20 protein-coding genes are annotated in these 24,491 nt (G+C 74.3%); 7 read left to right on the plus strand and 13 right to left on the minus strand.

All coding sequences use genetic code 11. The features are described from left to right. Positions 1-65: 65 nt before the first annotated feature. Positions 66-1,220 (minus strand): acyl-CoA dehydrogenase family protein, encoded by a 1,155-nt coding sequence (locus tag B4U46_RS08110; protein WP_079425384.1) that lies wholly within the window; start codon positions 1,218-1,220, stop codon positions 66-68. 74 nt (positions 1,221-1,294) lie between these two features. Here B4U46_RS08110 and B4U46_RS08115 point away from each other — a divergent pair, with 74 nt between their 5' ends. Continuing rightward, complete coding sequence (locus tag B4U46_RS08115; protein WP_079425385.1) at positions 1,295-1,975, plus strand: TetR/AcrR family transcriptional regulator; 681 nt, start codon at positions 1,295-1,297, stop codon at positions 1,973-1,975. Positions 1,976-2,179: 204 nt separating this feature from the next. On the opposite strand, the gene B4U46_RS08120 is transcribed toward B4U46_RS08115, so the two are convergent. The 8 genes from B4U46_RS08120 to B4U46_RS08155 all read right to left on the minus strand — a co-directional run bounded on the left by B4U46_RS08120 (position 2,180) and on the right by B4U46_RS08155 (position 13,831). Further along, positions 2,180-3,259, minus strand: a complete 1,080-nt coding sequence (locus tag B4U46_RS08120) for a Zn-dependent alcohol dehydrogenase (RefSeq protein WP_079425387.1) — start codon at positions 3,257-3,259, stop codon at positions 2,180-2,182. 69 nt (positions 3,260-3,328) lie between these two features. Next, positions 3,329-4,741, minus strand: coding sequence for an aldehyde dehydrogenase family protein (locus B4U46_RS08125; RefSeq protein ID WP_079425389.1), 1,413 nt, complete (start codon positions 4,739-4,741; stop codon positions 3,329-3,331). Positions 4,742-4,846: 105 nt separating this feature from the next. Beyond that, on the minus strand, positions 4,847-6,391 hold the full coding sequence (locus B4U46_RS08130) for a CitMHS family transporter (protein WP_079425391.1): 1,545 nt from the start codon (positions 6,389-6,391) through the stop codon (positions 4,847-4,849). Between the two features lie 73 nt (positions 6,392-6,464). Continuing rightward, positions 6,465-8,708, minus strand: a complete 2,244-nt coding sequence (locus B4U46_RS08135) for a molybdopterin oxidoreductase family protein (protein ID WP_079425393.1) — start codon at positions 8,706-8,708, stop codon at positions 6,465-6,467. A gap of 167 nt (positions 8,709-8,875) precedes the next feature. Then, the gene (locus B4U46_RS08140; RefSeq protein ID WP_079425394.1) at positions 8,876-9,496 is read right to left on the minus strand and encodes a TetR/AcrR family transcriptional regulator; all 621 of its coding nucleotides are present in this window, start codon (positions 9,494-9,496) and stop codon (positions 8,876-8,878) included. A gap of 20 nt (positions 9,497-9,516) precedes the next feature. After that, positions 9,517-10,821 carry a hypothetical protein gene (locus tag B4U46_RS08145; protein WP_079425396.1) on the minus strand — a complete coding sequence of 435 codons (1,305 nt, stop codon included), beginning with the start codon at positions 10,819-10,821 and terminating at the stop codon, positions 9,517-9,519. Beyond that, a complete protein-coding gene (locus B4U46_RS08150; RefSeq protein ID WP_079431619.1) occupies positions 10,818-11,642 on the minus strand; it encodes a hypothetical protein in 825 nt (274 codons plus the stop codon). The genes B4U46_RS08145 and B4U46_RS08150 overlap by 4 nt, the downstream gene beginning before the upstream one ends. Before the next feature lie 92 nt (positions 11,643-11,734). Continuing rightward, the gene (locus B4U46_RS08155; protein WP_079425398.1) at positions 11,735-13,831 is read right to left on the minus strand and encodes a right-handed parallel beta-helix repeat-containing protein; all 2,097 of its coding nucleotides are present in this window, start codon (positions 13,829-13,831) and stop codon (positions 11,735-11,737) included. 229 nt (positions 13,832-14,060) lie between these two features. Between B4U46_RS08155 and hmgA the strand changes: the two genes are divergently transcribed. Both hmgA and B4U46_RS08165 read left to right on the plus strand, forming a co-directional pair. Further along, positions 14,061-15,374, plus strand: a complete 1,314-nt coding sequence (hmgA, locus tag B4U46_RS08160; protein ID WP_079425400.1) for a homogentisate 1,2-dioxygenase — start codon at positions 14,061-14,063, stop codon at positions 15,372-15,374. Positions 15,375-15,445: 71 nt separating this feature from the next. Beyond that, complete coding sequence (locus B4U46_RS08165) at positions 15,446-16,195, plus strand: GntR family transcriptional regulator (RefSeq protein WP_079425401.1); 750 nt, start codon at positions 15,446-15,448, stop codon at positions 16,193-16,195. A gap of 18 nt (positions 16,196-16,213) precedes the next feature. On the opposite strand, the gene B4U46_RS37990 is transcribed toward B4U46_RS08165, so the two are convergent. Then, on the minus strand, positions 16,214-16,387 hold the full coding sequence (locus B4U46_RS37990; protein ID WP_167747572.1) for a hypothetical protein: 174 nt from the start codon (positions 16,385-16,387) through the stop codon (positions 16,214-16,216). Between the two features lie 150 nt (positions 16,388-16,537). Between B4U46_RS37990 and B4U46_RS08170 the strand changes: the two genes are divergently transcribed. After that, positions 16,538-17,659 (plus strand): type ISP restriction/modification enzyme, encoded by a 1,122-nt coding sequence (locus B4U46_RS08170; RefSeq protein ID WP_159036808.1) that lies wholly within the window; start codon positions 16,538-16,540, stop codon positions 17,657-17,659. Between the two features lie 60 nt (positions 17,660-17,719). Here the strand turns inward: B4U46_RS08170 and B4U46_RS08175 are convergent, their stop codons facing one another. Then, complete coding sequence (locus B4U46_RS08175) at positions 17,720-18,670, minus strand: hypothetical protein (protein WP_079425405.1); 951 nt, start codon at positions 18,668-18,670, stop codon at positions 17,720-17,722. 128 nt (positions 18,671-18,798) lie between these two features. On the opposite strand from B4U46_RS08175, the gene B4U46_RS08180 reads away from it, so the two are divergent. Then, on the plus strand, positions 18,799-19,998 hold the full coding sequence (locus tag B4U46_RS08180; RefSeq protein ID WP_079425406.1) for a CaiB/BaiF CoA transferase family protein: 1,200 nt from the start codon (positions 18,799-18,801) through the stop codon (positions 19,996-19,998). Positions 19,999-20,114: 116 nt separating this feature from the next. Here the strand turns inward: B4U46_RS08180 and B4U46_RS08185 are convergent, their stop codons facing one another. Continuing rightward, on the minus strand, positions 20,115-20,384 hold the full coding sequence (locus B4U46_RS08185) for a hypothetical protein (RefSeq protein ID WP_079425408.1): 270 nt from the start codon (positions 20,382-20,384) through the stop codon (positions 20,115-20,117). A gap of 272 nt (positions 20,385-20,656) precedes the next feature. Here B4U46_RS08185 and B4U46_RS08190 point away from each other — a divergent pair, with 272 nt between their 5' ends. Beyond that, positions 20,657-22,315 (plus strand): serine/threonine-protein kinase, encoded by a 1,659-nt coding sequence (locus B4U46_RS08190; protein ID WP_079425410.1) that lies wholly within the window; start codon positions 20,657-20,659, stop codon positions 22,313-22,315. Here the strand turns inward: B4U46_RS08190 and B4U46_RS08195 are convergent. Beyond that, the gene (locus tag B4U46_RS08195) at positions 22,285-23,085 is read right to left on the minus strand and encodes an SGNH/GDSL hydrolase family protein (protein WP_079431620.1); all 801 of its coding nucleotides are present in this window, start codon (positions 23,083-23,085) and stop codon (positions 22,285-22,287) included. The two genes, B4U46_RS08190 and B4U46_RS08195, sit on opposite strands and share 31 nt — an antisense overlap. Before the next feature lie 206 nt (positions 23,086-23,291). On the opposite strand from B4U46_RS08195, the gene B4U46_RS08200 reads away from it, so the two are divergent. Further along, positions 23,292-24,386, plus strand: coding sequence for a DUF5925 domain-containing protein (locus tag B4U46_RS08200; RefSeq protein ID WP_398898322.1), 1,095 nt, complete (start codon positions 23,292-23,294; stop codon positions 24,384-24,386). Positions 24,387-24,491: the final 105 nt, after the last annotated feature.

The raw sequence follows: 24,491 nt of genomic DNA on the forward strand, positions 1-24,491 counted from the left end.
TGTAGGAAGGAAACAGCTTACCGGAGGGTGAGCAAGCGCTTAGGAACCGTGCGGCGGGCTCGGGCTCAGAAGGCGGAGACCCCCGTGCGGGCCCGGCCGATCAGCAGCTTCTGGATCTGGCTGGTGCCCTCGTAGAGGGTCATGACGCGGGCGTCGCGCAGCAGCTTCCCGGCCGGGTACTCGTCGATGTAGCCGTAGCCGCCGTGCACCTGGAGGGCGTTGGAGGCGGCGCGCACGGCGGCCTCGGAGGCGAAGAGCTTGGCGGTGGAGGCCTCGGTGGCGAAGGGCCGCCCGCGGTCGACGAGGTCGGCGACCCGCCAGGTGAGCAGCCGGGCGGCGTCCACATCGACCGAGATGTCGGCGATCAGCTCCTGGACCAGCTGGTGGTGGGCGATCGGCTTGCCGAACTGCTCGCGCTGCGCCGCGTACGACACGGCCGCGTCCAGGGCGGCCTGGGCGATGCCGACGCAGCCGGCGGCCACCGACATCCGGCCCTTGGCCAGGGCGGACATCGCGACGGAGAAGCCCTTGCCCTCGGGGCCGAGCATCGCGGAGGCGGGGACGCGGACACCGTCGAGGGTGAGTTCGGCGGTGGCCTGGCCGCGCAGTCCGAGTTTGCCGTGGACCTCGCGGCGGGTCAGGCCGGGGGTGTCGGCGGGGACGAGGAAGGCGGAGATCCCGCGGTGGCCGGGGTCGGCGGGGTCGGTCCGGGCGAACAGCAGGACCACGTCGGCCCAGGTCCCGTTGGTGATGAACATCTTGCTGCCGGTGATGACGTAGCCGTCCCCCTCGCGCACGGCGCGGGTGGTGAGCGCGGCGGCGTCCGAGCCGGTGCCGGGCTCGGTCAGGCCGAAGCAGCCGAGGGCCTCGCCGGAGCAGAGGCGGGGCAGCCAGGATCGTTTCTGCTCCTCGGTCCCCCAGGCGGCGACGGTCTTGGCGACCAGGCCGAGGGAGACGGAGACGATACCGCGCACGGAGGAGTCCCCGCGGCCGAGCTCCTCGGTGACCAGGGCGTAGGAGAGGTGGTCGCCGCCGGAGCCGCCGTACTCCTCGGGGACGGTGAGGCCGAGGAAGCCGACGTCCCCGAGCTTCTTCACGATCGCCCGGTCCACGCTCTCGGCGCGGTCCCACTCGGCGGCGTACGGGGAGACCTCGCGCTCGGTGAACGCACGGGCGAGCCGGCGCACGGCCTCCTGCTCCTCGCTGAGCTCCAGGTTCACGGGGTCCCTCCGGGGCGTGGGCGCAGTTAACTACCAGCGCTAGTTTATGGCGCGCGGGGCCTACTATGTGGCGCATGGCCAGACCGCGCAAGCCCCTCCTCAGCCGGGACCGCATCATCCAGGCGGCGGGCGAACTGGTGGACGCGGAGGGGCTGGAGGCCGTCTCGACACGGCGGCTGGCGGCCGCGCTCGGGGTGAGCGGGCCATCCCTCTACAACCACTTCCGGACGAAGGACGCGATCCTGGAGGCGGTGGCGGACGCGGTGAGCGCGCGGGTCGACCTGTCGATGTTCGACACCGGTGACGGGCCCCTTGACTGGCGGGCCGCCCTGCACGCCTGGGCCCACTCCTACCGCGCCGCCCTGGCGGACCACCCGAACATCGTGCCGGTACTGGCCCGCGGGCCGGGCCGCCGTCCCGCGGGACTCCGCCTGGCGGACGCGGTGTTCGGCGCCATGACGGCGGCGGGCTGGCCGCCGGCCCACGCGACCCGGATCGGCGCCCTGATGCGGTACTTCATCCTGGGCTCGGCGGTGGCCTCGTTCGCCCGGGGCTTCGTGGACGACGAGACCGCCTACGACCCGGCGGACTACCCCCACCTGGGCCAGGCCCACCTCCTGGCGGAGCGCCGGCACGAGGTGGACGAGGGCGCCTTCGAAACGGGCCTGACGGCCCTCCTGGACGGCCTGACCCTCCAGTACGACTCCCTCCACCACGAACCCCACCGGAGTCCTCCGGGCCCCGCCAGCACCTGAGGCCCGGGGTTTTCAGCCTCGCCGGCGTTCGAGGCACGGGGTCCGGGGCGGAGCCCCTGGGGGCACCTCTGGGGGTCCCCCCGGACGGAGTCTGGGGGAGGTAGCTGGGGGAGAAGCGGAGAAGGGGCTGGCCGGGGAGACGGCTCCGCGCAGCGGCGCCCCAGCCCACGCGCACCCGCACCCGCACCCGCACCCGCACCCGCACTAGAACACGACCAGCGACCGCCCGCCCTTACCCGCGACCATCGCCTCGAACGCGGCCGGGATCCCGTCCAGCCCGATCCGGTCGGTGACCATCGCCCCCAGATCCAGCCGGCCCGCCCGGACATGCTCGGCGATCACCGGCAGATCCCGCGCCGGATCACTGTTCCCGTACACGCACCCGCTGAGCGTCCGCGCGAAGTGGAAGATCTCCAGCGCGTGGAAGCTCACCCGCTGCTCCTTCCCCCCGATCCCGACGACCGTCGTCCGCCCGCCCCGCCGCGTCGACTCCCACGCGGCCCGGATGGTCTCCGCGCGCCCCACGCACTCGACGGCGACGTCCGCCCCCTGCCCGCCGGTCAGCGCACGGATGTCCTTCGCCGTGGTCTCCGACGCCAGGACGAACTCGGTCGCCCCGGCGGCCCGCGCCAGCTCCTCCTTGGCCGGGGAGACGTCGACGGCGACGACCGGCCCGGCGCCGGCGATCCGCGCCGCCTGGAGGGCGGCGAGGCCGACCCCGCCGACGCCGAACACCGCCACCGACTCCCCCGCCCGGACCCGGGCGCTGTGCTGCACGGCCCCGTACCCGGTCAGCACCGCGCAGCCCAGCAGCGCGGCCTCCTGGAGCGGGATCCCGGCGGGCGCGGGCAGCACGCAGTTGGCCGCGACGACGGTCTCCTCGGCGAACGCGGCGACGTTCAGCCCGGGGTGCAGTTCCACGCCCTCCGCGTCGTGGGCGTAGACCGCGCCGACCCCGGACAGGGCCTTGGCGCAGAGCCAGACCTCGCCGATCCGGCAGTGGTGGCACTCCCCGCAGGACGGCGCCCAGTTGAGCACCACCCCGTCGCCGGGGGCGACGTGGGTCACGCCCTCCCCGACGGCGAGGACCGTCCCCGCGCCCTCGTGGCCGAGGACGGCGGGGACGGGCACCCGCATGGTGCCGTCGGTGAGGGAGAGGTCGGAGTGGCAGACCCCGGCGGCGGCGAGCCGCACCCGGACCTGCCCGGGGCCGGGATCGGGCAGCACGATCTCCCGTATCTCCAGCGGGGCTCCGACGGCGGGCAGGATGGCGGCGCGGACCATGGTCGTCGTCTCCGTGTCGTGTCTTCGGTGGCTCGGGCGCGTTCGGCGTATCGGACGTACGGGTGGGGCTCAGAACTGCAGGGACTTGGTCTGGAGGTACTCCGCCAGACCGTGCGGGCCGAGCTCGCGGCCCACGCCCGACTGCTTGTAGCCGCCGAAGGGGGCGAGCACGTTGAAGCGGCCGCCGTTGATGTCCACCTGTCCGGTGTCCATGCGGCGCGCGAAGGCCACGGCCGTCTCGGCGTCCGCCGCCCACACCGCGCCGCCCAGCCCGTAGACCGTGCCGTTGGCGATCCGCAGGGCCTCCTCCTCGTCCTCGTAGGAGAGGATCGCCAGCACGGGGCCGAAGATCTCCTCCTGGGCGATGGCCATGTCCGGGGTGACGTCGGCGAAGACGGTCGGGGCGACGAAGTACCCGCTCTCCCGGGGCGCGTCGAGGCCGCCCGCGACCAGGCGCGCGCCTTCCTCCACGCCCTTGGCGATGTATCCGCGGACACGGTCGCGCTGCTTGGCGTTGACGACCGGCCCGAGGCGCGTGCCGGGGTCGCGGGGGTCGCCCGCGGGGTACTTGGCGACGGCGGCGGCCGCGAGGGCGACGGCTTCCTCGTACTGGTCCCGGTGGACGAGCATGCGGGTGAGCGCGTTGCAGCTCTGGCCGGTGTTGTTCATGACGTGTCCGACGCCCGCCGCGACGGCCTTGGCCAGATCGGCCCCGGGCAGGATGACGTTCGCCGACTTGCCGCCGAGTTCGAGGGCGACGCGCTTGACGGCGGCTCCGGCGATGGCGCCGATCTTCTTGCCGACGGCGGTCGAGCCGGTGAAGGAGACGAGGTCCACCCCTTCGTGCTCGGCCAGGGCCTGGCCGGCGACCGGGCCGGTACCGGTCACCAGGTTGAAGACTCCGGCCGGGATGCCCGCCTCGTGCACGGCTTCGGCGAAGAGCTGTGCGGTCAGCGGGGTGTCCTCGGCCGGCTTGAGGACGATGGTGCAGCCGGCGGCGAGAGCGGGTGCCACCTTGGCAACGACCTGGTGCAGCGGATAGTTCCACGGCGTGATCGCCCCGACCACACCGACCGGCTCCATGAACACGGTGGAGTGTCCGAGCCGCTCCTCGAAGGGGTACGAGGCGGCCAGTTCGGCGTACGAGGAGGCCACCGCGATGGGTGCGCCGACGTGCACGGCCTCCGCGAAGCCGAGCGGGGAGCCCAGTTCGGCGGTGACGGTCTCGGCGATCTCCCCCTTGCGGGCGACCAGCACGTCCCTCAGGGCCCCGATCAGCGCGGCGCGCTCGGCCGCGGGGGTGGCCGCCCAGCCGGGGAAGGCCGCGCGGGCGGCGCGTACGGCGGCGTCCACGTCCTCGGCCGTGCCGGCCGGGACACCGGCGATGACCCGCTCGTCGGCCGGGTTGACGACCTCGATCCGGCCGGATCCGGCGGCGGGCCGCCACTCCCCGCCGATGTACATCCCGTCGTGGGCCTTCATCGCATTCCTCCCGAGCACGCACGAGCGCGTAGACGCGCGGACCTGACGTCCGACCACCCTACAAACTAGCGCCGGTAGTTTTCGGACGGCCAGGGGTCGCGGGGGTCAGATGGTGCCGAAAAGCATCCCCGCCCCCAGGACCACGAGGGAGGTGAGGGCCGCCCATTTCACGGTGAAGCGGGTGTGGTCCCCGAACTCGACCCTGGCCATGCCGACGAGCACGTAGACGGCCGGAACCAGCGGGCTGGACATGTGCAGGGCCTGGCCGGCCAGGGAGGCGCGGGCGATCTCGAGCGGGGAGACGCCGTGGGCCGCGCCCGCCTCGGCCAGGACCGGAAGGACGCCGAAGTAGAAGCCGTCGTTCGACATGAAGTAGGTGAGGGGCAGGCTCAGCAGTCCGGTGACCAGGGCCATGTGCGGGCCCATGCCGTCGGGGACGGCGCCGACCAGCCAGCCGGCCATGTGCTTGACCATGCCGGTGCCGGAGAGGACCCCGGTGAAGACGGCCGCCGCGAAGACCATGCCGGCGACGTTGAGGACGTTGTCCGCGTGGGCGGCGATCCGGGCCTTCTGGTCGGGCATGTGCGGGAAGTTCACCGTCAGGGCGAGGGCGGCGCCGAGGAGGAAGAGCACCGGGATGGGCAGCAGCTCCATGATCATCGCGGTGAGCAGGGCGGCGGTGAGGGCCGCGTTGAACCAGTACAGGCGGGGCCGCAGGGTCGGGCGGTGGGGGTCCAGGCCCTGGATGTCCTCGGGGGCCGGCGCGGGCGCCTCGGGACCGGGCGCCGGCGCGGGGGCCTCGGGACCGGTGGCCGGCGCGGGGGCCTCGGGACCGGGGGCCGGCGCGGGGGCCTCGGGACCGGGGGCCGGCGCGGGGGCCTCGGGACCGGGGGCGGCCGTGGGATCCGCGTCCGGGCCGGCGCCGCTCCCGCCGCCGGTCGCGATACGCGCGCCCCCGGCGGCCGCCTTCGCGCCGGATCCGGCCGCGACCAGGGATTCCGGCTCCGGCTCGGCCTCCTCGCCGGGCATGACCAGGGAACCGACCCGGCGGCGCTCGCGCACGCCCAGGGCGTAGGCCAGGAGGAACACGAAGACCAGGCCGACGGCCAGGGCCGGGATCATGGGGACGAAGATGTCGGCCGCGTCGAGCTTGAGGGCGGTGGCGGCGCGGGCGGTGGGGCCGCCCCAGGGCAGGGTGTTCATGACCCCGTTGGCGGTCGCGGCGACGCCCGTCATGACCACCAGGCTCAGGCCGAGCCGCTTGTAGAGCGGGTACATGGCCGAGACGGTGATCATGAAGGTGGTGGAGCCGTCCCCGTCGAGGGAGACGATCGCCGCGAGGACGGCCGTGCCGACCACCACCCGCATGGGGTCGGCCTTGCAGAACCGCAGGATGCCCCGGACGACCGGATCGAAGAGGCCGACGTCGATCATCACGCCGAAGTAGACGATGGCGAACATCAGCATGGCGGCCGTCGGCGCGAGCTTGCCGACGCCGTCGATGACGTAGTCCCCCAGGTGCGCGCCCTTTCCGGCGAAGACGCAGAAGAGCGCGGGGATGAGCACGAGCGCCGCGATGGGCGACATTTTCTTCAGCATGATCAGGACCAGGAAGGTCGCGATCATGGCGAAGCCGAGGAAGGTCAGCATGCAGGGAAGGTAGGTGCCGCCTCCTGGGGCCAACAAGACGTCCGGGCGTGAGCAATACGAGCAAAACCCCAGCTCAGGGCAGGGGTGTGACGGTGACGGGGAAGCCGTTGAGGACGGCGGTGCCCGACAGGGGGTCGAGTCGGCTGCCGTCGAGGAGCTGGTTCACGTTGACCCCCGCGACGGTGGCGGCCACCGTGAGCCGGGTGCCCTCGCGGTCGTGGCCCCAGCCGTGCGGGAGGCTGACCACACCGGTGCGGACGGTGTCGGTGACCTCCACCGGGACGTCCAGGCTGCCGCCGTCGGCGGTGACCCGGGCGCGGCCGCCGTCGGCGAGGCCGAGGCGGTCGGCGTCCCGTGGGTGGACCTGGAGGGTGCAGCGGTTGGAACCTCCGACGAGGGCCGGGACGTTGTGCAGCCAGCTGTTGTTTGACCGCAGGTGGCGGCGGCCCACGAGCACCAGGGCGGCAGGGCGTTCGGCGAGCGCCGTGCGCAGTCGGGGGAGCTCGGCCGCGATCGGGTCCGGCAGCAGCTCGATCCTGCCGCTGCGGGTCTTCAGCAGGCCGGGGAGCCGGGGCCGCAGCGGGCCCAGGTCGATGCCGTGCGGGTGCGCGAGGAGGCGTTCCAGACTGAGCCCCTGCTCCGCGGCCTCCGCCCCGGCGGCGCCGAAGAGGTCTCCGTACGGCCCGAGACGGAGCATCAGGTCGAGCCTGCGCTCGGGGCCGTTCTCACCGGTCAGCATGCCTTCGAGGCGGGCCGGATCGGCTCCGTGCAGGGGTGAGTGCCGGTCGGCGGTCTCCTTGGCGAGGGCGGCCCGGATCGCCGTTCCGTCGACGGCGGACGGCTCGGCGCGGCCGTGCATGCCGGAGACGGCCAGGACGAGGCGGGCGAGGATCTCGCATTCGTCGAGCCGGTCCGCTTCCAGGGGGATCGCGGGGCGGGTGTAGCGGACCTGGTTGCGGATGGCGAAGCCGTTGAAGGAGAAGTCGTGGTGCGCGGTCCGGGAGGGCGGCGGCGGGGGCAGGACGACGTGGGCGTGGCGGGAGGTCTCGTTCAGGTAGGGGTCGACGCTGACCATGAAGTCGAGCCCGGCCAGGGCCGCGTCGAGCCGCCGCCCGTCGGGGGCGGACAGCACGGGGTTGGCGGCGACGGCGATCACCGCGCGGATGCGCCCCTCCCCCGGTGTCTCGATCTCCTCGGCCAGTGCGGCGGTGGGGAGTTCGCTCTTGACCTCGGGGTGGCCGCTGACCCTGCTGTGCCAGCGGCCGAGGGCGAAGCCCCTGCCGGGCCCGGCGGGGCGGGGACGGGGGCCGGTGGCGGGGAGCGGGAAGAGGGCCCCGCCGGGGCGGTCGAGGTTGCCGGTGAGGACGTTCAGGACGTCCACGAGCCAGCTCGCGAGCGTCCCGTACTCCGCGGTGCAGCTGCCGATCCGCCCGTAGACCGCGGCCGTCGGCGAGGCCGCGAGGTCCCGGGCGAGGGTGCGGATCTCCTCGGCCGGCAGGTCGCAGGCGGGGGCGACGGCCTCGGGAGTGAAACTCCCGAGGGCGTCGGCGAGTTCCCCGAGTCCTTCGGTGTGTTGCTCCAGCGCGCCGGGAGCGGTGAGCTTCTCGTCCAGAAGGGTGTGCGCGAGCGCCGCGAGCAGCAGGGCGTCGCTGCCGGGGCGCGGGGCGAGGTGCCGGTCGGCGAGCCGGGCGGTGCGGGTGCGGCGCGGGTCGACGACGACGAGCGTACCGCCCCTGGCCCGGAGGGCCTTGAGGCGGCCGGGGAAGTCGGGGGCGGTGCACAGGGAGCCGTTGGATTCGACGGGGTTGGCGCCGATCAGCAGGAGGAAGTCGGTGCGGTCCAGGTCGGGCACGGGGATGGCGAAGGGGTCGCCGAACAGGAGCCCGCTGGACACGTGCTTGGGCATCTGGTCGAGGGTGCTGGCCGTGAAGAGGTTGCGGGTGCCCAGGGCGCCGAGCAGGAGCGGCGGGTAGAGGGCTCCGGCCATGGTGTGGGCGTTGGGGTTGCCGAGGACCACGCCCACGGACTGGGCGCCGTGGTCCCGGACGAGCGCGGGGACGGCGGCGGCGATGGTCTCGTACGCCTCCTCCCAGGTGGCCTCCCGGAGTCGTCCGTCGCGGCGGACCAGGGGGGTGCGCAGCCGGTCGGGGTCGGAGTCGAGGGCTCCGAGGGCCGCGCCCTTGGGGCAGAGGAATCCTCGGCTGAAGACGTCGTCGCGGTCGCCTCGGGCACCGGTGACGGTGGTGCCCTCGATGGTGAGGGTGAGGCCGCAGGTGGCTTCGCAGAGGGGGCAGATACGCAGGGCGGTGCGGGGCATGGGCCCTCCCGGGGGCGGCAGGCGGCGCGGGCGCGGTCCGGCGGGACCTCCGCCTCGCGCGGCGCGGGCCCGCGGGCGCCCTGAGCATACCGACCGGTAGGCACGGCGGGGAGGGGGTTGCGGCAGCCCGTTCCGCCGGGCGCGGGCGCCGGGGAGCGGCGGCCGGGTCAGTCGAGGACGCGGGCCAGGTAGGCGTGCATCATCGCCCGGGTCTCGTCGATGATCCCGGGGTCCCCGGCCGGGTCGGCCCGGAAGGCGAGCTGCACGAGCGCGTCCGTCGCCTCCACGGCCACCAGGACCGCCCGCCGCAGGACCGGGTCGGGGGTGAGGCCGAGGTGGGCGCACAGGAGGGCGGTGAGGCGGGCCGCGACCTGGTGGTTGGGGTCGGAGGCGGGGCCCTCCGGGGGCGGGGCGGGCACCCCGAAGTCGACCAGGGCGAACCCGGGGAGGGTCCGCTTCATGGCCAGGTACTCGTCCAGCACCGCGTCCACGACGGGCCGCCAGTGCGTGGCGGGGACCAGGGCGAGCCGTGCCGTGATGCCCTCGGCGTACCGGTCGAGGTTGCGCTGGGCCAGGGCGGCGGCCATGGCCCGCTTGTTGCCGAAGAAGCGGTAGACCGAGCCGATGGGCACGCCGGCGCGCAGGGCGACGGCGCGGGTGCTCAGGTTCTCGTACCCGGTCTCGTCGAGGAGTTCGGCGCAGGCGTCGAGGATCCGGGCGAGGCGGTCGGCGCTGCGCTGCTGGACCGGGGTCCGGCGCAGGGGGTGGGCGGGAGGCACGGGATCCATCATGCCCTTCCTGGCGGCGCTCAGTTCAAGAGGAGGGTGAGCCCGCCGATGGTGTACGTGATCATCAGCGCGAGCAGCGGCAGTTGCCCGGCGACCGCCTTCGCCGGGGGGAAGAGGCGGACGGAGCGGTCGTGGGCGGCGATCACGCCGAGTACGTGACCGGTGACGACGGCGATCACCTGGAGGGCGGCGAGGCCGCCGGGACCCAAGGGGGGACTGGGATCGGGGGCGTTGTCAGTGCCGAGTGCCATGCTTACCGTGCGTGGTCCTTCGGTGACGAGGAGGGAGAAGTAATGGGCGATGAGATAGCCGAGGGCGATCGGTACGAGTGAGTGGGCGAAGGCGGTCAGCGGGCGGGGGTGCGGTCCGCTGACGAGGCGGGTGGCTCCCGCGCACAGGCAGTAGAGGGTGGCGACGAGGGCGATGGAACCGAGCAGTCCGAGCGTGGCCGTGGGGGTGCGGCCGAGGGGGGAGGTCTGAATGGCGTTGATCCAGGAGGGGTTGTCGGAGTAGCCGTCGTAGGCGGTGGAGCCGAGGAGGACGCAGACGGTGGCGACGAGTCCGGGCCGCTCGGGCGTCGCGTCGAGTCCGTGGAAGGGGTTGCGCAGGACGAGGCGGCCGTCGTGGCGGCGGCCCAGGGGGGAGAGCCGGGACAGGAGGTCGGAGTAGGCCTCGAAGGGGTCCGCGCCGGTGAACCAGTCCTCGCCGTGGCGGGCGGCGAGGAGCAGGTGCGGCACGGCGTAGGCGGCGAGGGCGATCAGGAGGGAGGTGGTGGACGCGGGATCGGGAGAGACCAGTTCGAGCCAGGTGAAGGCGAACAGCCCGGCGGCGGCGGGCCATTGGCCGAGTCCTGGCGGCAGGGGGCGGCCGGCTCCCGGCGGGCGGCGGCGGGCCCGGGCGAGGAGGCGGTGCAGGGTGCGGAGCGGGTTGAGCAGGCGCCAGACGGGGCCGAGGAGGAGGGAGGCGGGCACGAGTCCGACCCACAGCAGGACGTAGACGGCGCCCGGAGCGGGGTTGCGGGCGGGGCCGTCGGGACCGAGGAGGAGGTGGAGGAGTACGGCGAGGGCTGTGGCCAGACCCAGTCCGCGCAGGGTGGTGCGGGTGGCCGGCGCGTCGGCCACCCGCTGGATCCCGGCGGGCAGGGCGAGCCCGGAGCGGTCGCCGCGGAAGCGGGAGGCGGACCAGAGGAGGCCGAGTGCGAGGAAGGAGACGAAGAGCGCGGCGAAGGCACCGGCGAAGGCGTAGAAGGGAGAGATCGGCAGGTCGTGCTGGGAGCCGATCCCGTGTGCGAGGAGGGTCGACGGGCCCGCGGGGTGGGGCGTCACCGGACGAGGAGCTGGGTCAGGACGAGTCCGGACTCGTGGGTCTCGACCTCGAAGAGGCCCGTGCGGTCGGCCGTGAGGACCAGGGTGGCCTCCTGGCCCGCGGGGAGGGCGAGTTCCTTGTCGTAGCCGTGGACGTGCAGGGTGTCGGCGCGGTCGCTGGTGACGCGCAGGGCGATCCGCTCGCCGCGCTTGAGCTCGGTGCGGGCGGTGGGCGGGGACACCTTGCCGTCGCGGACGGTGAGGGTGACGGTCCGGTCGGCCTGGGGTGTCTGCGGGGACGCAGGGGCCGGGGTGGCGGTCGGGGCGGGGGCGGGGTGGCTGTGGGAGTCCTGGCCCGGGGGGCCCGCGGTCAGCTGCGCCGTTGCCTCGACGGGCCGGCCGGCGACGGCCCAGGCCGTGTGGTCGTCGGCGTAGAGGCGGACGGTCAGGGTGTGCGCGCCCTCGGGGACCTGGGCCGCGGGCAGGTGGAACCAGGGGCCGTACACGCGGGCCAGCTTGTGGCCGTCGAGTTCCAGGTGGGCGTGACCGGCGCCGGGGAGGGCGGCGCCGCCGGTGCTGTCGGGGGTGAAGCGGAAGTTGGTCACGGCCAGCTGGAGGTTCCAGCCGTCCTCGGAGTCGGGGCGGACGGCGAGCCGTACCTCCGGCGCGCCCTGGGCGGGGACCTCGCGCAGGCGGTGGCCGCCGGCGTCCTGGGTGCCGAGCAGGGTGCCGGCGTCGCCGGAGGCCTGCTCGTGGGTGGTGCCGGGTTTGTGGTGGGTGGTGGCGCGGCCGCCGCAGCCGGTGGCGGCGCCGCCCGTGAGCAGGAGGAGGACCGCCACCAGCGCGGCCGTGCGGGCGCGCCGGCGGCGGGGGTGTGCCTGCCGGGTGGCCGCCCGGCAGGCGTCGCACGGGACGCGGGGCTCGGCGGGGTCGGTCACTGCGGGTCTCCGGTCGTCGGGTGGGCCACGGCGGCTTCGTCCGCCGTCCGGCCGGCGGGTACGGGACGGCCCGGCTCCACCGGGCCGGGGCGGGCGCAGGCCACGACCGCCCACAGGACCCACACCACCGCGACCAGGGCGCGGATCCAGGCGGGGCTCAGCGGGATCCAGGGGATCATCAGCACGGCCTTGTCGAAGGCGTCGAGCAGGGTGAGGGCGCCCAGGAGCAGGGTGAGGCGGGCGAGCCAGGGCCGTGCGGGGCGCAGGGCCAGGCCGGTGCCGGTCCACCACAGGCCGAGCAGGAGCAGGGCGAGGGCGGGGACGGGGGTGTGGGTCAGGGACATGGTGGAGCCGGCGACGTCCAGGGCCAGGCCGGCCAGGCCCAGCAAGGCGGCCGCCGTGCCCAGCCGGGAGCGGCGCAGGCGGCGGCCCCACAGGGCTCCGCCGACCAGCAGCAGGACCGCCGCCACCGCGAGGGCGATCTGGGTCTCGACCCGCTCCAGCCCCCGGGCCCCGTACCAGTCGCAGCCGGCCGGGAGCTTGCGGGCCTGGACGTCGTAGTCGGCGCAGACCAGCAGCTGGGTCAGCTTGACCGGTTCGCCCACCAGCCGGGCGGAGGCGCCGCTGACCTCGCCGCGCTGCTTGCCGCACTGCGGGAGCGTGCCCGGGGAGGAGCCGTCGGGTCCGTCCTGCCAGCAGTTCCCGCGGCCCTGGCCGTCCCACCACACGTCGCTGCCGTTGGGGCGGGAGGCGCCGGACTTGTCCCGGCCGAGGATGTTGCCCGCGTAGCGGTTGTGGTGGGAGGTGTCGGTCTGCTTGGACCACTTCTCCTCGCCGCGGATGAACGCGGGCACCGCGCTGAGGAAGAAGCCGGCCCGCCGGTGCCCGTAGACCCAGTTGTCCTCGTACACGTTCCAGTTGCCGCCCGCGGTGATGATGCCGGTGCCCGGCGGCATGGAGATCTGCGGGCAGACCACCCCCTGCTCGTAGCCGCGCGCGACGGGCGGCCTGGCGCAGGTTCCGTCGGCGACGTAGTGGTAGTAGTCGGCGTTGTTGTCGTGGATCAGGTTCCGCTCGAAGCGGGCGTGGTTCTGCGGGAGGCCGGGGTGGCCGGGGAAGGCGCTGTCCATCGAGGCGCCGCCCATGTTCTGGTCGAACTCGTTGTCGTGGACCCACACCGAGTCCCCGGCGGTGCCGGAGTAGCCGACCATGTTGTGGTGGCTGCGGCAGCCGGTGATCTCGATGGAGTAGCGGGGCACGTCGTAGCCGCGGCCGTCGTTGATGTTCGATGCGCTGCCGGGGTAGATGCCGGAGTCGCCGTTGCCGTAGGACTCGCAGTTCTTGTAGAGCCCGTGGTCGCTGGCGAAGGTCAGGAAGCCGTACTCGTCGTTCCAGCGGGTCAGTACGTCGTCGATGACGAAGCCGTCGGCCGCGAGGACGTAGAGGGAGTTGAAGGTGGTCCGCTGCGCGGTGAAGTTGCGGAAGTAGATTCCGTCGGACCCGTCGGCGCGGATGGCGTTGAGCTTCTGGTACTTGGCGTCGACGACCACGTCGGTGCGGGCCGCTCCGGTGCCCTCGATCTGCAGGTCCTTCTTGCCGAGGATCGCGACGAGGTTCTGGTTGTGGCGGCACCGCACCTGCTGCTCGTAGGACAGGATCTGGTAGCCGAGCGCCGAGTTGGGGGCCTTGAGGCGGGCGCACTCCCCCTCGGGCCTGGGGAGCGAGGGCTCCTCCTCGTAGAGGCCGGGGAGGATCGCGATGTTCATCCCCGGCCGGTCGACGGCGTCCACGGCCTCCTGGAGGTGGCGGTACCCGCTCTGCGCGCAGCGCTCGTAGAGGGCGAGGTTGCGCTGTCTGAGCGGCTCGGGGAAGCCGGCGGTCCGGCGTTCGAAGTCGGCCCGGTCGGTCTTGCAGACCAGCAGGTCGGGCTCGGCGGCGCGGTACACCGGGACCGACCCGGAGCCGTCGGGGAGGGTGACGGGGCGCTCCTCGTGCGCGCGGGCCTCGGGCGCGGCGGCGAGGAGGGACAGGAGCGCGAGGAGGGCGGCGAGGAGCGCCGCCGGCACGGCAGGGAACCTGCGGGTCCACGACATGCGCGAGAGAGTAGAGCAATGTTCATCTTTTCGGATCCCCCCGTGCGTGAACCCGTGCGTGAACCCGTGCACGAGCCCGTGCGCGAACCCGCCCTCGAACCCGCGAACGCAGCTGCGAGCGCACGGCGAGCGCACCCGGCGGCCCTGGCCGGAAAGACGGCGTTGACGTGCGGGTCGCGGAATCCTACTGTCGGCCATAGGATTCCTTCGACGGAGCGGGAGCAGCCCCATGAGTGAGCAGGCCAGGAAGACGGCGCAGGCGCTGGAGTACCTCACCGGCTTCGGCAACGAGCACAGCTCGGAGGCCGTGCCCGGCGCCCTCCCGCACGGCCGCAACTCCCCCCAACGCGCCCCCCTCGGCCTCTACGCCGAGCAGCTCAGCGGCAGCGCCTTCACCGAGCCCCGCCGCCACAACCGCCGCTCCTGGCTCTACCGGATCCGCCCCTCCGCCGCCCACCCGGCCTTCACCCGCGTCGACAACGGCGCCCTGCGCACCGGCCCCTTCACCGAGACCGTGCCCGATCCCAACCGGCTGCGCTGGAACCCGCTGCCCGACCCGGCCCCCGGCACCGACTTCCTGGCCGGCCTGTGGACCCTCGGCGGCAACGGCGACGCCACCCAGCGCACCGGTATGGCCGTCCACCTCTACTCCGCCAACGCCGACATGACCGACCGGGTGTTCAGCGACTCCGACGGCGAGCTGCTGATCGTCCCCGAGCGCGGCGGCCTGCTGCTGCGCACCGAGCTCGGCCTGCTGTCCGCCGCCCCCGGCGAGGTGGCGCTCATCCCGCGCGGCGTCCGCTTCCGCGTGGAACTCCTGGACGGCGACGCGCGCGGCTACGTCTGCGAGAACTACGGGCAGCCCTTCGAGCTGCCGGACCTCGGCCCGATCGGCGCCAACGGCCTGGCCGCCGCCCGCGACTTCCGGGCGCCGGTCGCCGCGTACGAGGACAGCGAGCGGCCGACCGAGGTGGTCAACAAGTTCTGCGGCAACCTCTGGGCCGCGACCTACGACCACTCCCCGCTCGACGTGGTCGCCTGGCACGGCACCCACGTCCCGTACGTCTACGACCTGCGGAAGTTCAACGTCATCGGGTCCATCAGCCACGACCACCCGGACCCGTCCATCTTCACGGTCCTGACCTCGCCCTCCGACACCCCGGGCCTGGCGGGCGTGGACTTCGTGGTGTTCGCCCCGCGCTGGCTGGTCGGCGAGGACACCTTCCGCCCGCCGTACTTCCACCGCAACGTGATGAGCGAGTACATGGGCCTGATCGAGGGCGCCTACGACGCCAAGGCCGAGGGCTTCGTGCCCGGCGGCGGCTCGCTGCACAACATGATGTCCGCGCACGGGCCGGACCGGGAGACCTTCGACAGGGCCAGCGCCGCCGAGCTCAAGCCGCAGAAGATCGACGACGGCCTGGCCTTCATGTTCGAGACCCGCTGGCCGATCACCGCCACCGCCCAGGCGGCCGGCGCGGACCACCTCCAGCGCGGATACGACGACGTCTGGGAGGGTCTCGAGCGGCACTTCCGCGCCTAGTATTCCCCTGCCCCCGCACCGCTCAGCCTGCCGCCCCGACCGGGACGCCAGCCCCGTACGGAGAACCACCCGTGACCGCCTTCGCCCCCGACTCCCTGGTACTGAACCGGAAGCTGCCCCTCTGGTACCAGGTGTCCCAGTCGCTCCGCGCCTCGATACTCGGCCGCACCCCGGACGCCTCGCTGCGCCTGCCGACCGAGGAACAGCTCGCCGAGCACTACGGGGTGAGCGTGCTGACGATGCGCCAGGCGCTCAAGGAGCTCGAGGGCGAGGGGCTCATCAGCCGGCACCGGCGGCGCGGCACGTTCATCGAGCCGGGCGCCCGCCGCAGCGCCCCGGTGCGGCTGCTCGGCTCGGTCGACGCGATCGTGGCCCAGCAGTCGGGCGAGCGGACGACGGTCCTCGGCCATGAACGGACGCCGGTGTCCGGGGAGCTGCTGGAGCACTTCCCGGACCTCCCGGAGGTGGTCACCTACCGCCGCCTGCGGCGCGACGGGCAGAGCGGGGAGCCCACGAACTGGGCGGAGAACGCGGTGCGCCCGGAGCTCGCCGAGGCGGTGGACCTCGCCGACCTGGAGCGCTGGCCGATGACCAAGGTGCTGCGCGACGTGGTCGGCGTGCGGATCAGCCGGATCACGGACACCGTCGAGGCGCGCCTGGCCGACCCGGAGACGGCCGAACTGCTCCAGGTTCCCCTGCTGAGCCCGATCCTGCACTACACGGGCGTGACGTACGGGGAGGACGGGCGGGTGGTCGACGTGGCCCGGATCCGGTACCGGGGCGACCGGTTCTCCTTCACCGTCACCGTCGACGCGCCCTGAGCGGACGGCGGCGGCCGCCTACTTCTGCTGCTGCTCGTTCTCCTCGGTCGCGCGCTCGCCCTCGGCCTGGGAGGGCGTGGTGCGCACCGTCCGGGCGTGGTGGCTCTGCTGGAACTGCTTCTCGTCCATGTCCTCGTCGAGCCGCTCTCCCTCGGCCTGCGAGGGGGTCGAATACTCGTCGTACTGACTCATGGCCGACTCCTCGGTCGGGACGGATACGTACGTACGTGACGGACGCGTACATAAGGAGCGTAACGCTTCGGCCGGGACACGGCCCGGCCCTGGCCGGCCGTCGCTACCATCTGCCGGGTGAGCGAAGACGTACCCCTGCTGGACGATCTGATGCCCTGGTCCGTGAGCGGCCTGCGCCTGGGCCGCGCCTGGGTCGCGGCCCCCGATCCGGCCACGCTGCGCGCCCGCTGGACGGCCCTGACGGGGGCCGAAGGGCCGGAGCGCGAGAGGCTGTTCCGCCCGAGCCGGACCCGTACGCCGTCCGCCGGCGCGGCCGCCCTGCCGGGGCAGCGCTCGGCCACTTCCCGCTTCGCCGACGACCCCGGCCCCTTCCCGGACCCGGTACGGGTGCTCCGCGCGCCCTTCGACGAGCAGTGGCTGCTGCCCGACCAGCGGCTCATCGACGCCGCCCGCCCCGAGCTGTGGCGGGTCCTGGACGGGCAGCAGCTGTTCCTGCTGGAGAACCCGGGCCTGCTGGTCACCGCCCACCTCCCGGCCGGCCGGCTCGGCCGGATCCGCCCGCTGCACCGGCGCCCGGGCGGCGCCGAGGCGAACCTCGCGCCCGGGCTGGCGGCCCTGCTGGGCGGGCGTTACGGCGGCTGGGTCACCCCGGAGGACGTGCTCTGCTGGATCCTCGCCGCCGGCCGCCCCGGGCCCCGGGGGTACGAGGTCCCGCTCACCGCCGACCCCGAGCGCTGGCGGGCCGGGGTGGAGCTGGGCCACCGGCTGCTCACCGTCCAGCTGCGCGGGGCGCGCGGCGGGGAGCCGCCGCGGCTGCCCGGCGGGCGGCGGCCCTACGTCCGGGCGGCGGTGACGGCCTGGCCGCGGGAGCTCGGGTACGACCCGGAGACCGAGACGCTGACGATCGGGGACGGGGCGGTGTCCCCCGTCCCGGCCGGGGCGTGGGAGTACGAGGCGCAGGGCGTGCGGGTGCTGGAGTCCTGGTTCGCCGCCCGCAGCGCGCACCGGGAGCCGCAGGCGCGGGGCCTGGACGGGTTCGGCCCGGCGGAGTGGCCACCGGCCTGGACCTCGGAGCTGCCGGCCCTGGTGACCACCCTGGCCCTGCTGGCCGGCCTGGCGCCGGAGCGGGCGGCGTTCACTCCCGGGCCGCCGCTCCCGCCGGCCGAGCTGGCGGCCGCCGGGGTGCTGCCCCCGCCCCGCTGGTCGCGCCGCCCGGCGTCGGTCCTGGACCACCAGGAGGAGGGCCCGGGGGGCCAGTTCGCCCTGCTGTGAGCCCGGCCCCCGGGCGGGCTGCGTACCGCCGGCGCCGCGCGGGGGCGGCCGGGCAGGCGGCTACGGGACGGGTGCGAGCGGTACCTGTACGGACACCGGGACGGTCTCCGTGTGGCCATTGGCGTCCAGGGCGTCCGTCAGGAAGGTCCGGGTGGCTGCGGTGAAGCGGCAGCCGACGACGGCGAGGCCGCACACCCGGTAGCGGACGACCACGGGCGCGCTGCCACCCGCCGGGATCGCGCCCACCGTCTGCGGGACCGGTCCGAGCCGGGTGGTCCCGGGGCCCGTGGGGAGGGCGTCGGTCAGTTCGACCCCGAAGGCGTCGCCGGGGCCGGTGTTGCGGATCCGGAACTCCACGCTCAGGGTGCGGGTGACGTAGTTGCCGATCCCGCCCCAGTAAGCGCGCTGGGTGACGGCGACCTGCGGCTGGAGGATGCTGAGGTTCCCGGTCAGGTTCAGGCTCCACAGCCTGCCGGTGCCGGTGGTGGCGTCGGAGGTCACCGTGAAGCTTCCGGTGCCGGAGGCGCCGCGGTAGGCGTTCCCCGGGGTGGAGTTCGGTACGACGCTCCAGGTGCCGCTGCCCGACACGGTGGTGCCGTTGTACGTGAGGCCGGGCGAGGTGCAGGAGCCGGCGGTCAGGGCGAGGGTCAGGGAGCCCCGTGCGTTGCTCAGGACGACCTGGCCGTCGCCGGGGAGCGCGGCCGACGCGGCCCCGACCCGGAAGGGCAGGCTGACGTCCAGCTGGGAGGCGAGCGAGGAGAAGACGCCCGGGTTGAGCGCGGCACCGCCCGTCAGCTGCCGGGTGTCGGTGAGCGGCCCCGAGGGGCACCCCGCCGAGCCGGTCACGACGCCCGTCGAGCCGGAGGCGTTCACGCCCAGCGGGTCCGGGGCCCGGCCCGCCGCCCCCGCCGGGACGGCGGCCGTGGGCACGAGGGCGGCCAGCAGCAACGTCAGGACGACCGCCGTGCGGCGGAGGGCGGAGCGTGGACGCGGTGCGGTCGTGGCTCTCATTGCGGCACCCCTTCTGACGGCTCGGCGGAGGACGCCCACGCACTTTACGCACCGGATCCGGACATTCCCGGGCATGCGGGCTGCGCAGACGGGTGACAGACCCCGCTTCCACCCGGTAGGCAGGGCTCATGGCAGCCACCGAACCCCTCCCCCTGTCCGGTCTCACCGTCGTCGCCGTCGAGCAGGCCGTCTCCGCCCCCTTCGCCACCCGTCAGCTCGCCGACCTCGGAGCGCGGGTGATCAAGGTGGAACGCCCCGACGGCGGCGACTTCGCCCGGGCCTACGACACCGCCGCCCGGGGGCTGGCCTCGCATTTCGTCTGGGCCAACCGGGGCAAGGAGTCCCTCGCGCTGGACCTGAAGGACCCGCGCGGGCTGGAGGTGCTGCACGCGCTGCTCGACGGGGCCGACGTGTTCGTGCAGAACCTCGCGCAGGGCGCCGCCGCCCGGCTCGGGCTCGACGCGGCCGCGCTGTGCGCCCGCTACCCGCGGCTGGTGGCCGTGGAGATCTCCGGCTACGGCGCCGGGGGCCCGTACGCCCACAAGCGGGCCTACGACATGCTCGTGCAGTGCGAGGCGGGGCTGGTCTCGGTGACCGGGACTCCGGAGCGGCCCGTGAAGGCGGGGATCCCGGCGGCCGACATCGCGGCCGCCATGTACGCCTTCTCGGGGGTGCTGGCGGCGCTGCTGCGGCGCGGGACGACGGGGCGCGGCGGGCCGGTGGAGATCTCGATGCTGGAGTCGCTCGCCGAGTGGATGGGGCATCCGCTGCACCACACGGTGCACGGCGGGGAGCAGCCCGCGCGGACGGGTCTGGCGCACGCGGTGATCGCCCCGTACGACGCGTACGCGACGGCCGACGGGGACCGGGTGCTGCTGTCGGTGCAGAACGACCGCGAGTGGGGCCGGCTGGCGCGCGAGGTGCTGGAGCGGCCGGAGCTGGCCGGGGATCCGGCGTACGCGACGAACGCGGCCCGTACCCGGGGGCGGGAGGAGACGGACGCGGTGGTGGCCGGGGTGCTCGGCAAGCTCTCGGCCGACGAGGCGGTGGAGCGGCTGGAGGCGGCCGGGATCGCCTGTGCGCGGCTCAACTCGGTGGCGCAGCTGGCCGGACACCCGCAGCTGGCGGCGCGGGACCGCTGGCGGGAGGTGGGGTCACCGGCGGGCCCGCTGCGGGCGCTGCTGCCGCCGATCGGGCTGCCGGGCGGCCCGGAGGCGGTGATGGGTGCGGTGCCTGCGCTCGGCGAGCACACCGACGCCCTGCTGCGCGCCCTGGGGATGACGGACGCGCGCATCGCCGAACTGCGCGGGGACGGTGTGATCGCCTGAGGCCGGGGCGCCGGGGGATCCGGCGCGGCGTACGCCGGAGGACGCCGGGTGAAGGGACGGGGCCGGGGTGCAGCCGGACGGGCCGGCTGCGCTACGGGGACGGTCGCCGGGGGCGGTTACCCGCGACGGCTGCCGAAGAGGGTGCGCCGCAGCCTGCGCAGCGGTGCGAACAGCGCGACGCGCGCGCTCCGGCTCCGCTGGACGTGGGTGTGGTCGCGCGAGGTGAGCTCGCGCATCAGCAGGGTCGCCTCGGCCACTTCGTGGCGCGGGGCGGCGGGTCCGCCCAGCACGGCGAGGTGGCGGTCGAGGCGCGAGCTGACCGCGCTGCTCCCGCAGGTGATGGCAGGCACGCGGGGCGGCCTGCTGCGCATTGCTATCTGTTCCATGTCTCTCCCCACCCGTACGAGGGCACCCGGCCCGGGCAGGGTAACCCTATCGCCTGCACAATGTCCTCGGGTATCCCGGTGGTGTGAATTACCCCTGTGAGTACGGGTAGTTGACGATTACTCAGCGGAGTCGGCCGTTACTCTCCGTGCGAGAAAGGGCACTTGGGAACACGCTCGGTGAGCAGCTCGCGGAGTGTCCGTCACGACGGGGGCCGCCGGGGCCCCGCTGCGCTAACTTGGAGTGATCACCCGGTGACGCAAGGGGGGATCGCGTGAGTGCGAACGAAGGCGCAGAGTCCGGGCGTGTCATCGCCGGGCGGTACCGGCTGCTCGGTCCGCTGGGCCACGGCGGCATGGGCGTGGTGTGGCGGGCCCGCGACGAGGTGCTGGCCCGGGAGGTCGCCGTCAAGGAGGTGCGCGCCCCCGCCGGGCTGGACGCGGCCGAGGCCGCGCGGCTGTACCGGCGGCTGGAGCGGGAGGCCTGGGCCGCGGCCCGGGTCTCGCACCGCGGGGTGGTCACCGTCTACGACGTGGCCACCGAGGAGGGCCGGCCGTGGATCGTGATGGAGCTGGTGCGCGGGCTCTCGCTGGCGGAGGTGCTGGAGGCCGAGGGGCCGATGACCCCGCAGCGGACCGCGCACCTGGGCGAGCAGGTGCTGGCGGCGCTGCGCTCGGCGCACGAGGCGGGGGTGCTGCACCGGGACGTGAAGCCCGCCAACGTCCTGGTCGCCAATGACGGGCGGGTGGTGCTGAGCGACTTCGGGATCGCGAGCCTGGCGGGAGCCGCGCCGCTCACGATGACCGGCGAGGTGATGGGCTCCCCCGAATTCCTCGCGCCGGAACGGGCGTTGGGGCGCGAGCCCGGTCCGGAGTCGGACCTGTGGTCGCTCGGGGTGATGCTGTACGCGGCCGTGGAGGGGGTCTCGCCCTTCCTGCGGGACAGCCCGGTGGCCACCCTGGAGGCCGTGGTGGACGCGGAACCGCCCCCGGCGCGCCGGGCCGGGCCGTTGGAGCCCCTGCTGGCGGGGCTGCTGCGCAAGGACCCCGCCGCGCGGCTGCCCGCCGCCGAGGCCGCCCGGATGCTGCGGATCATCGGCGCGGGCGGCGCCGTACGGGACCCGGGCGGGCCGGTGTGGGATCCGGCGGCGCCGACGGTGGCGGCCGGGCCGTACCCCGGGGACCGCGGGACGGGGCCGGTCCCCTCGGCGCCCCTGCCCGCTGAACCGCGGGAGCGGGGCGGGAGCGGGGCGGGCGTGGTGCTGGCCGTCGCTGCCATCGCGCTGCTGGCGGTGCTGGCCCTGCTGGTGTGGCTGCTGCTGCGCGACACCGGGGGCGGGAGCGGGGCGGGCGGGAGCCCCGTGGTGACGGAGCGGCCCTCGCCGTCCACGTCCGCGCCGTCCTCGGATCCGGCCTCCCCGTCCGGGTCCGCGACCACCGGGCCCGCGCAGAACGTCACGCTGTACGTGCACACCCTGCGCGCCGCCTACGCCGGGAGCTGCCCGCCGCCGGCGACCGGCACGCCTTCGTTCACCGGCACGATCGAGGTGGCCGTGGTGCCCGCGGTGGTGGAGTACCGCTGGGCCAGGCTCGACGGCTCCACGTCCGCGGAGCCGTGGCAGAGCATCACGTACGAGGAGGGCGGGCCGAGGACCCGTCAGCTGAACCACGACGAGCCCGTGGGGGAGGCGGGCGGGAGCGTACAGGACGCGGTACGGCTGGAGGTGCGCGCGCCGCAGCTGAAGACCTCGGCCTGGCTGGAGTTCTCCGTGGCGTGCGCGCAGCAGACCCCGACGGCCGGGGCCTCCTCCCCCGCTCCCGCGAGCCCCTCGGGGACGCCCTCGGGGACGCCGGTGCCGGCACCCGGGGGGCCGACGCCGGCGGGGAGCCCGGTGGCCGGCCCTCAGGCCGCGCCGCTGAACACCGGGAGGTAGCCGCCGGACTGTCCGGCGGCGGTGGGGTGGTACGACTCGCCGATGTTGGTCCAGTTGACGCTGTGCAGCCACGCGTCACCGGAGCAGATCTCGTGGCCGGTGAAGGCGCCGACGACCGAGGCGAAGGCGAACCCGTGGTCGGCGGCGCGTTTGGCGATGGCCGCGTTGAGGTAGTCGGAGGCGCCGTTGATGGCGGAGCGCTCGCCTTCGGTGAGACCGGCGACGCAGCTTCCGTTGAGCTTGTAGAAGCGGGGATAGCCGAGCACGACCACCCTGGCGGAGGGCGCGCGGCCGCGGATGGCGTCGTAGACCTGGTCGAGCTGGCCGGGGAGGGTGGAGTCGACGTACGCCTTGGCCTGGTTGACGCGGTTGACACAAGTGGATTCGGACTGCAGGACGCAGGTCGTCATCACGTCGGAGAAGCCGGCGTCGTTGCCGCCGATGGTGATGCTGACCAGGTCGGTGCCGGAGTTGAGCGGGCCGAGCTGACCGGAGATCACATCACCCGTACGGGCGCCGGAGCAGGCGGTGAAGGAGAAGGTCTGCGGGGAATGGGCGGCGGCCCACAGGGCCGGGTAGGCGCGGGTGGTGCGCTTGCAGTTGCCGCTGGCGGAGTCGTAGTTCCCGGCGCCGACGCCGGAGGAGTACGAGTCGCCGAGGGCGACGTAGCCGAAGTCGGCCTGGGCGGAGGCCTGGCCTGCGCCGAACAGGGCGGCGCCCGCGGCGAGTAACAGGGAGGAGGTGAGGGCGGCGAAGCGCGACAGTCTCATGCTCATGTGTGCGGCTCCTTGTGGGGGTTACTCCTCAGTCGTTGGTACAAGCAGCCGGGGTTGGCCGGAAGTGTTCATGCCAAGAATTTTCGGGGCGGGATTGGCGGCCGGATCTTCACGGCCGATGGGTTTGAAGAGGGAACCTGGGCACCCGATCCGGCGAAACACGGGTGCGGCGGGTCAGTTCGTGCCGGATCATGGGCGCCATGCCAGCAGACCCGCATGACGCACTGCCGATCCGGCTCCACGTGGACGACAGTGACTCCCCGTCGGACGTCGTCGACGCGCTCTTCCTCGGCCGGTTCGCGACCGGCGAGCAGCCGTACGCGCAGAGCGTCACCATCGAGCGGGTGAAGGCGGAGGCCACGCTGCTGCCCCCGCGCGCCACCGTGCTGCGCTCGGCGCGCGACACCGACCGCAGCGCCACGCTCGCCGAGGGCGAGGGCTGGACGGTCCTCGTCTCCCGCTGGAGCCGGGGCGCGGACGTCACGGTCACCGCGGTCAGCGACGAACTCGCGCAGCGGGTGCTCGGCGAGGCCACGGACGGGGCCCAGGACGAGCCCGAACCGCAGCCGGAGAACGTCACGATGGGCTTCTGGTACGTCTCCCCGCGCCGGGGCCCGTACCGCACGACGCGGCAGATCTCGGCCGGCACGTGGGCGGAGGTACGGCCCAACTACACGGCGCCGGTGGCCGCGGCGATGGACCGGCTGATGAAGATCACCCCGGACGACATCGCGGGGCGGCTCCTGCTGCTGCACGGGCCGCCGGGGACGGGGAAGACCTCCGCGCTGCGGACGCTGGCGCGGTCGTGGCGGGACTGGTGCCAGGTGGACTGCGTCCTGGACCCGGAGCGGCTGTTCAACGACGTGGGCTACCTGATGGACATCGCGATCGGCGAGGACGAGGGCACCGCGAAGGGGCGCTGGCGGCTGCTGCTGCTGGAGGACTGCGACGAGCTGATCCGCGGCGAGGCGCGGCACACGGCGGGGCAGGCGCTGTCGCGGCTGCTGAACCTGACGGACGGGCTGCTGGGGCAGGGCCGCAACGTGCTGGTCGGGGTCACCACCAACGAGGACCTGGAGCGGCTCCACCCGGCGGTGGTCCGGCCGGGCCGGTGCCTGGCCCGCATCGAGGTCGGCCCGCTGACGCGCGGGGAGGCGGTGGAGTGGCTCGGCACCGACGAGGGGGTGCCCCGGGAGGGGGCGACGCTGGCGGAACTCTTCGCCCTGCGCAGGGGCACGGGCCCGGCGGCGGTCGTCCCGGCGCAGTCCCAGTCCGAGGCCGGGCTCTATCTCTGACGCGCCGCTCGCACGGTGGGGCCCCGGCGGGCCTTGCCGGCTTCGCGCCGCCCCGTCCGACCCCGTCCGCCGGACCGCCGGGCGGGACCGCTGCCCCGGCAGGGG

Source organism: Streptomyces katrae (assembly GCF_002028425.1).
Lineage (GTDB): Bacteria > Actinomycetota > Actinomycetes > Streptomycetales > Streptomycetaceae > Streptomyces > Streptomyces katrae_A.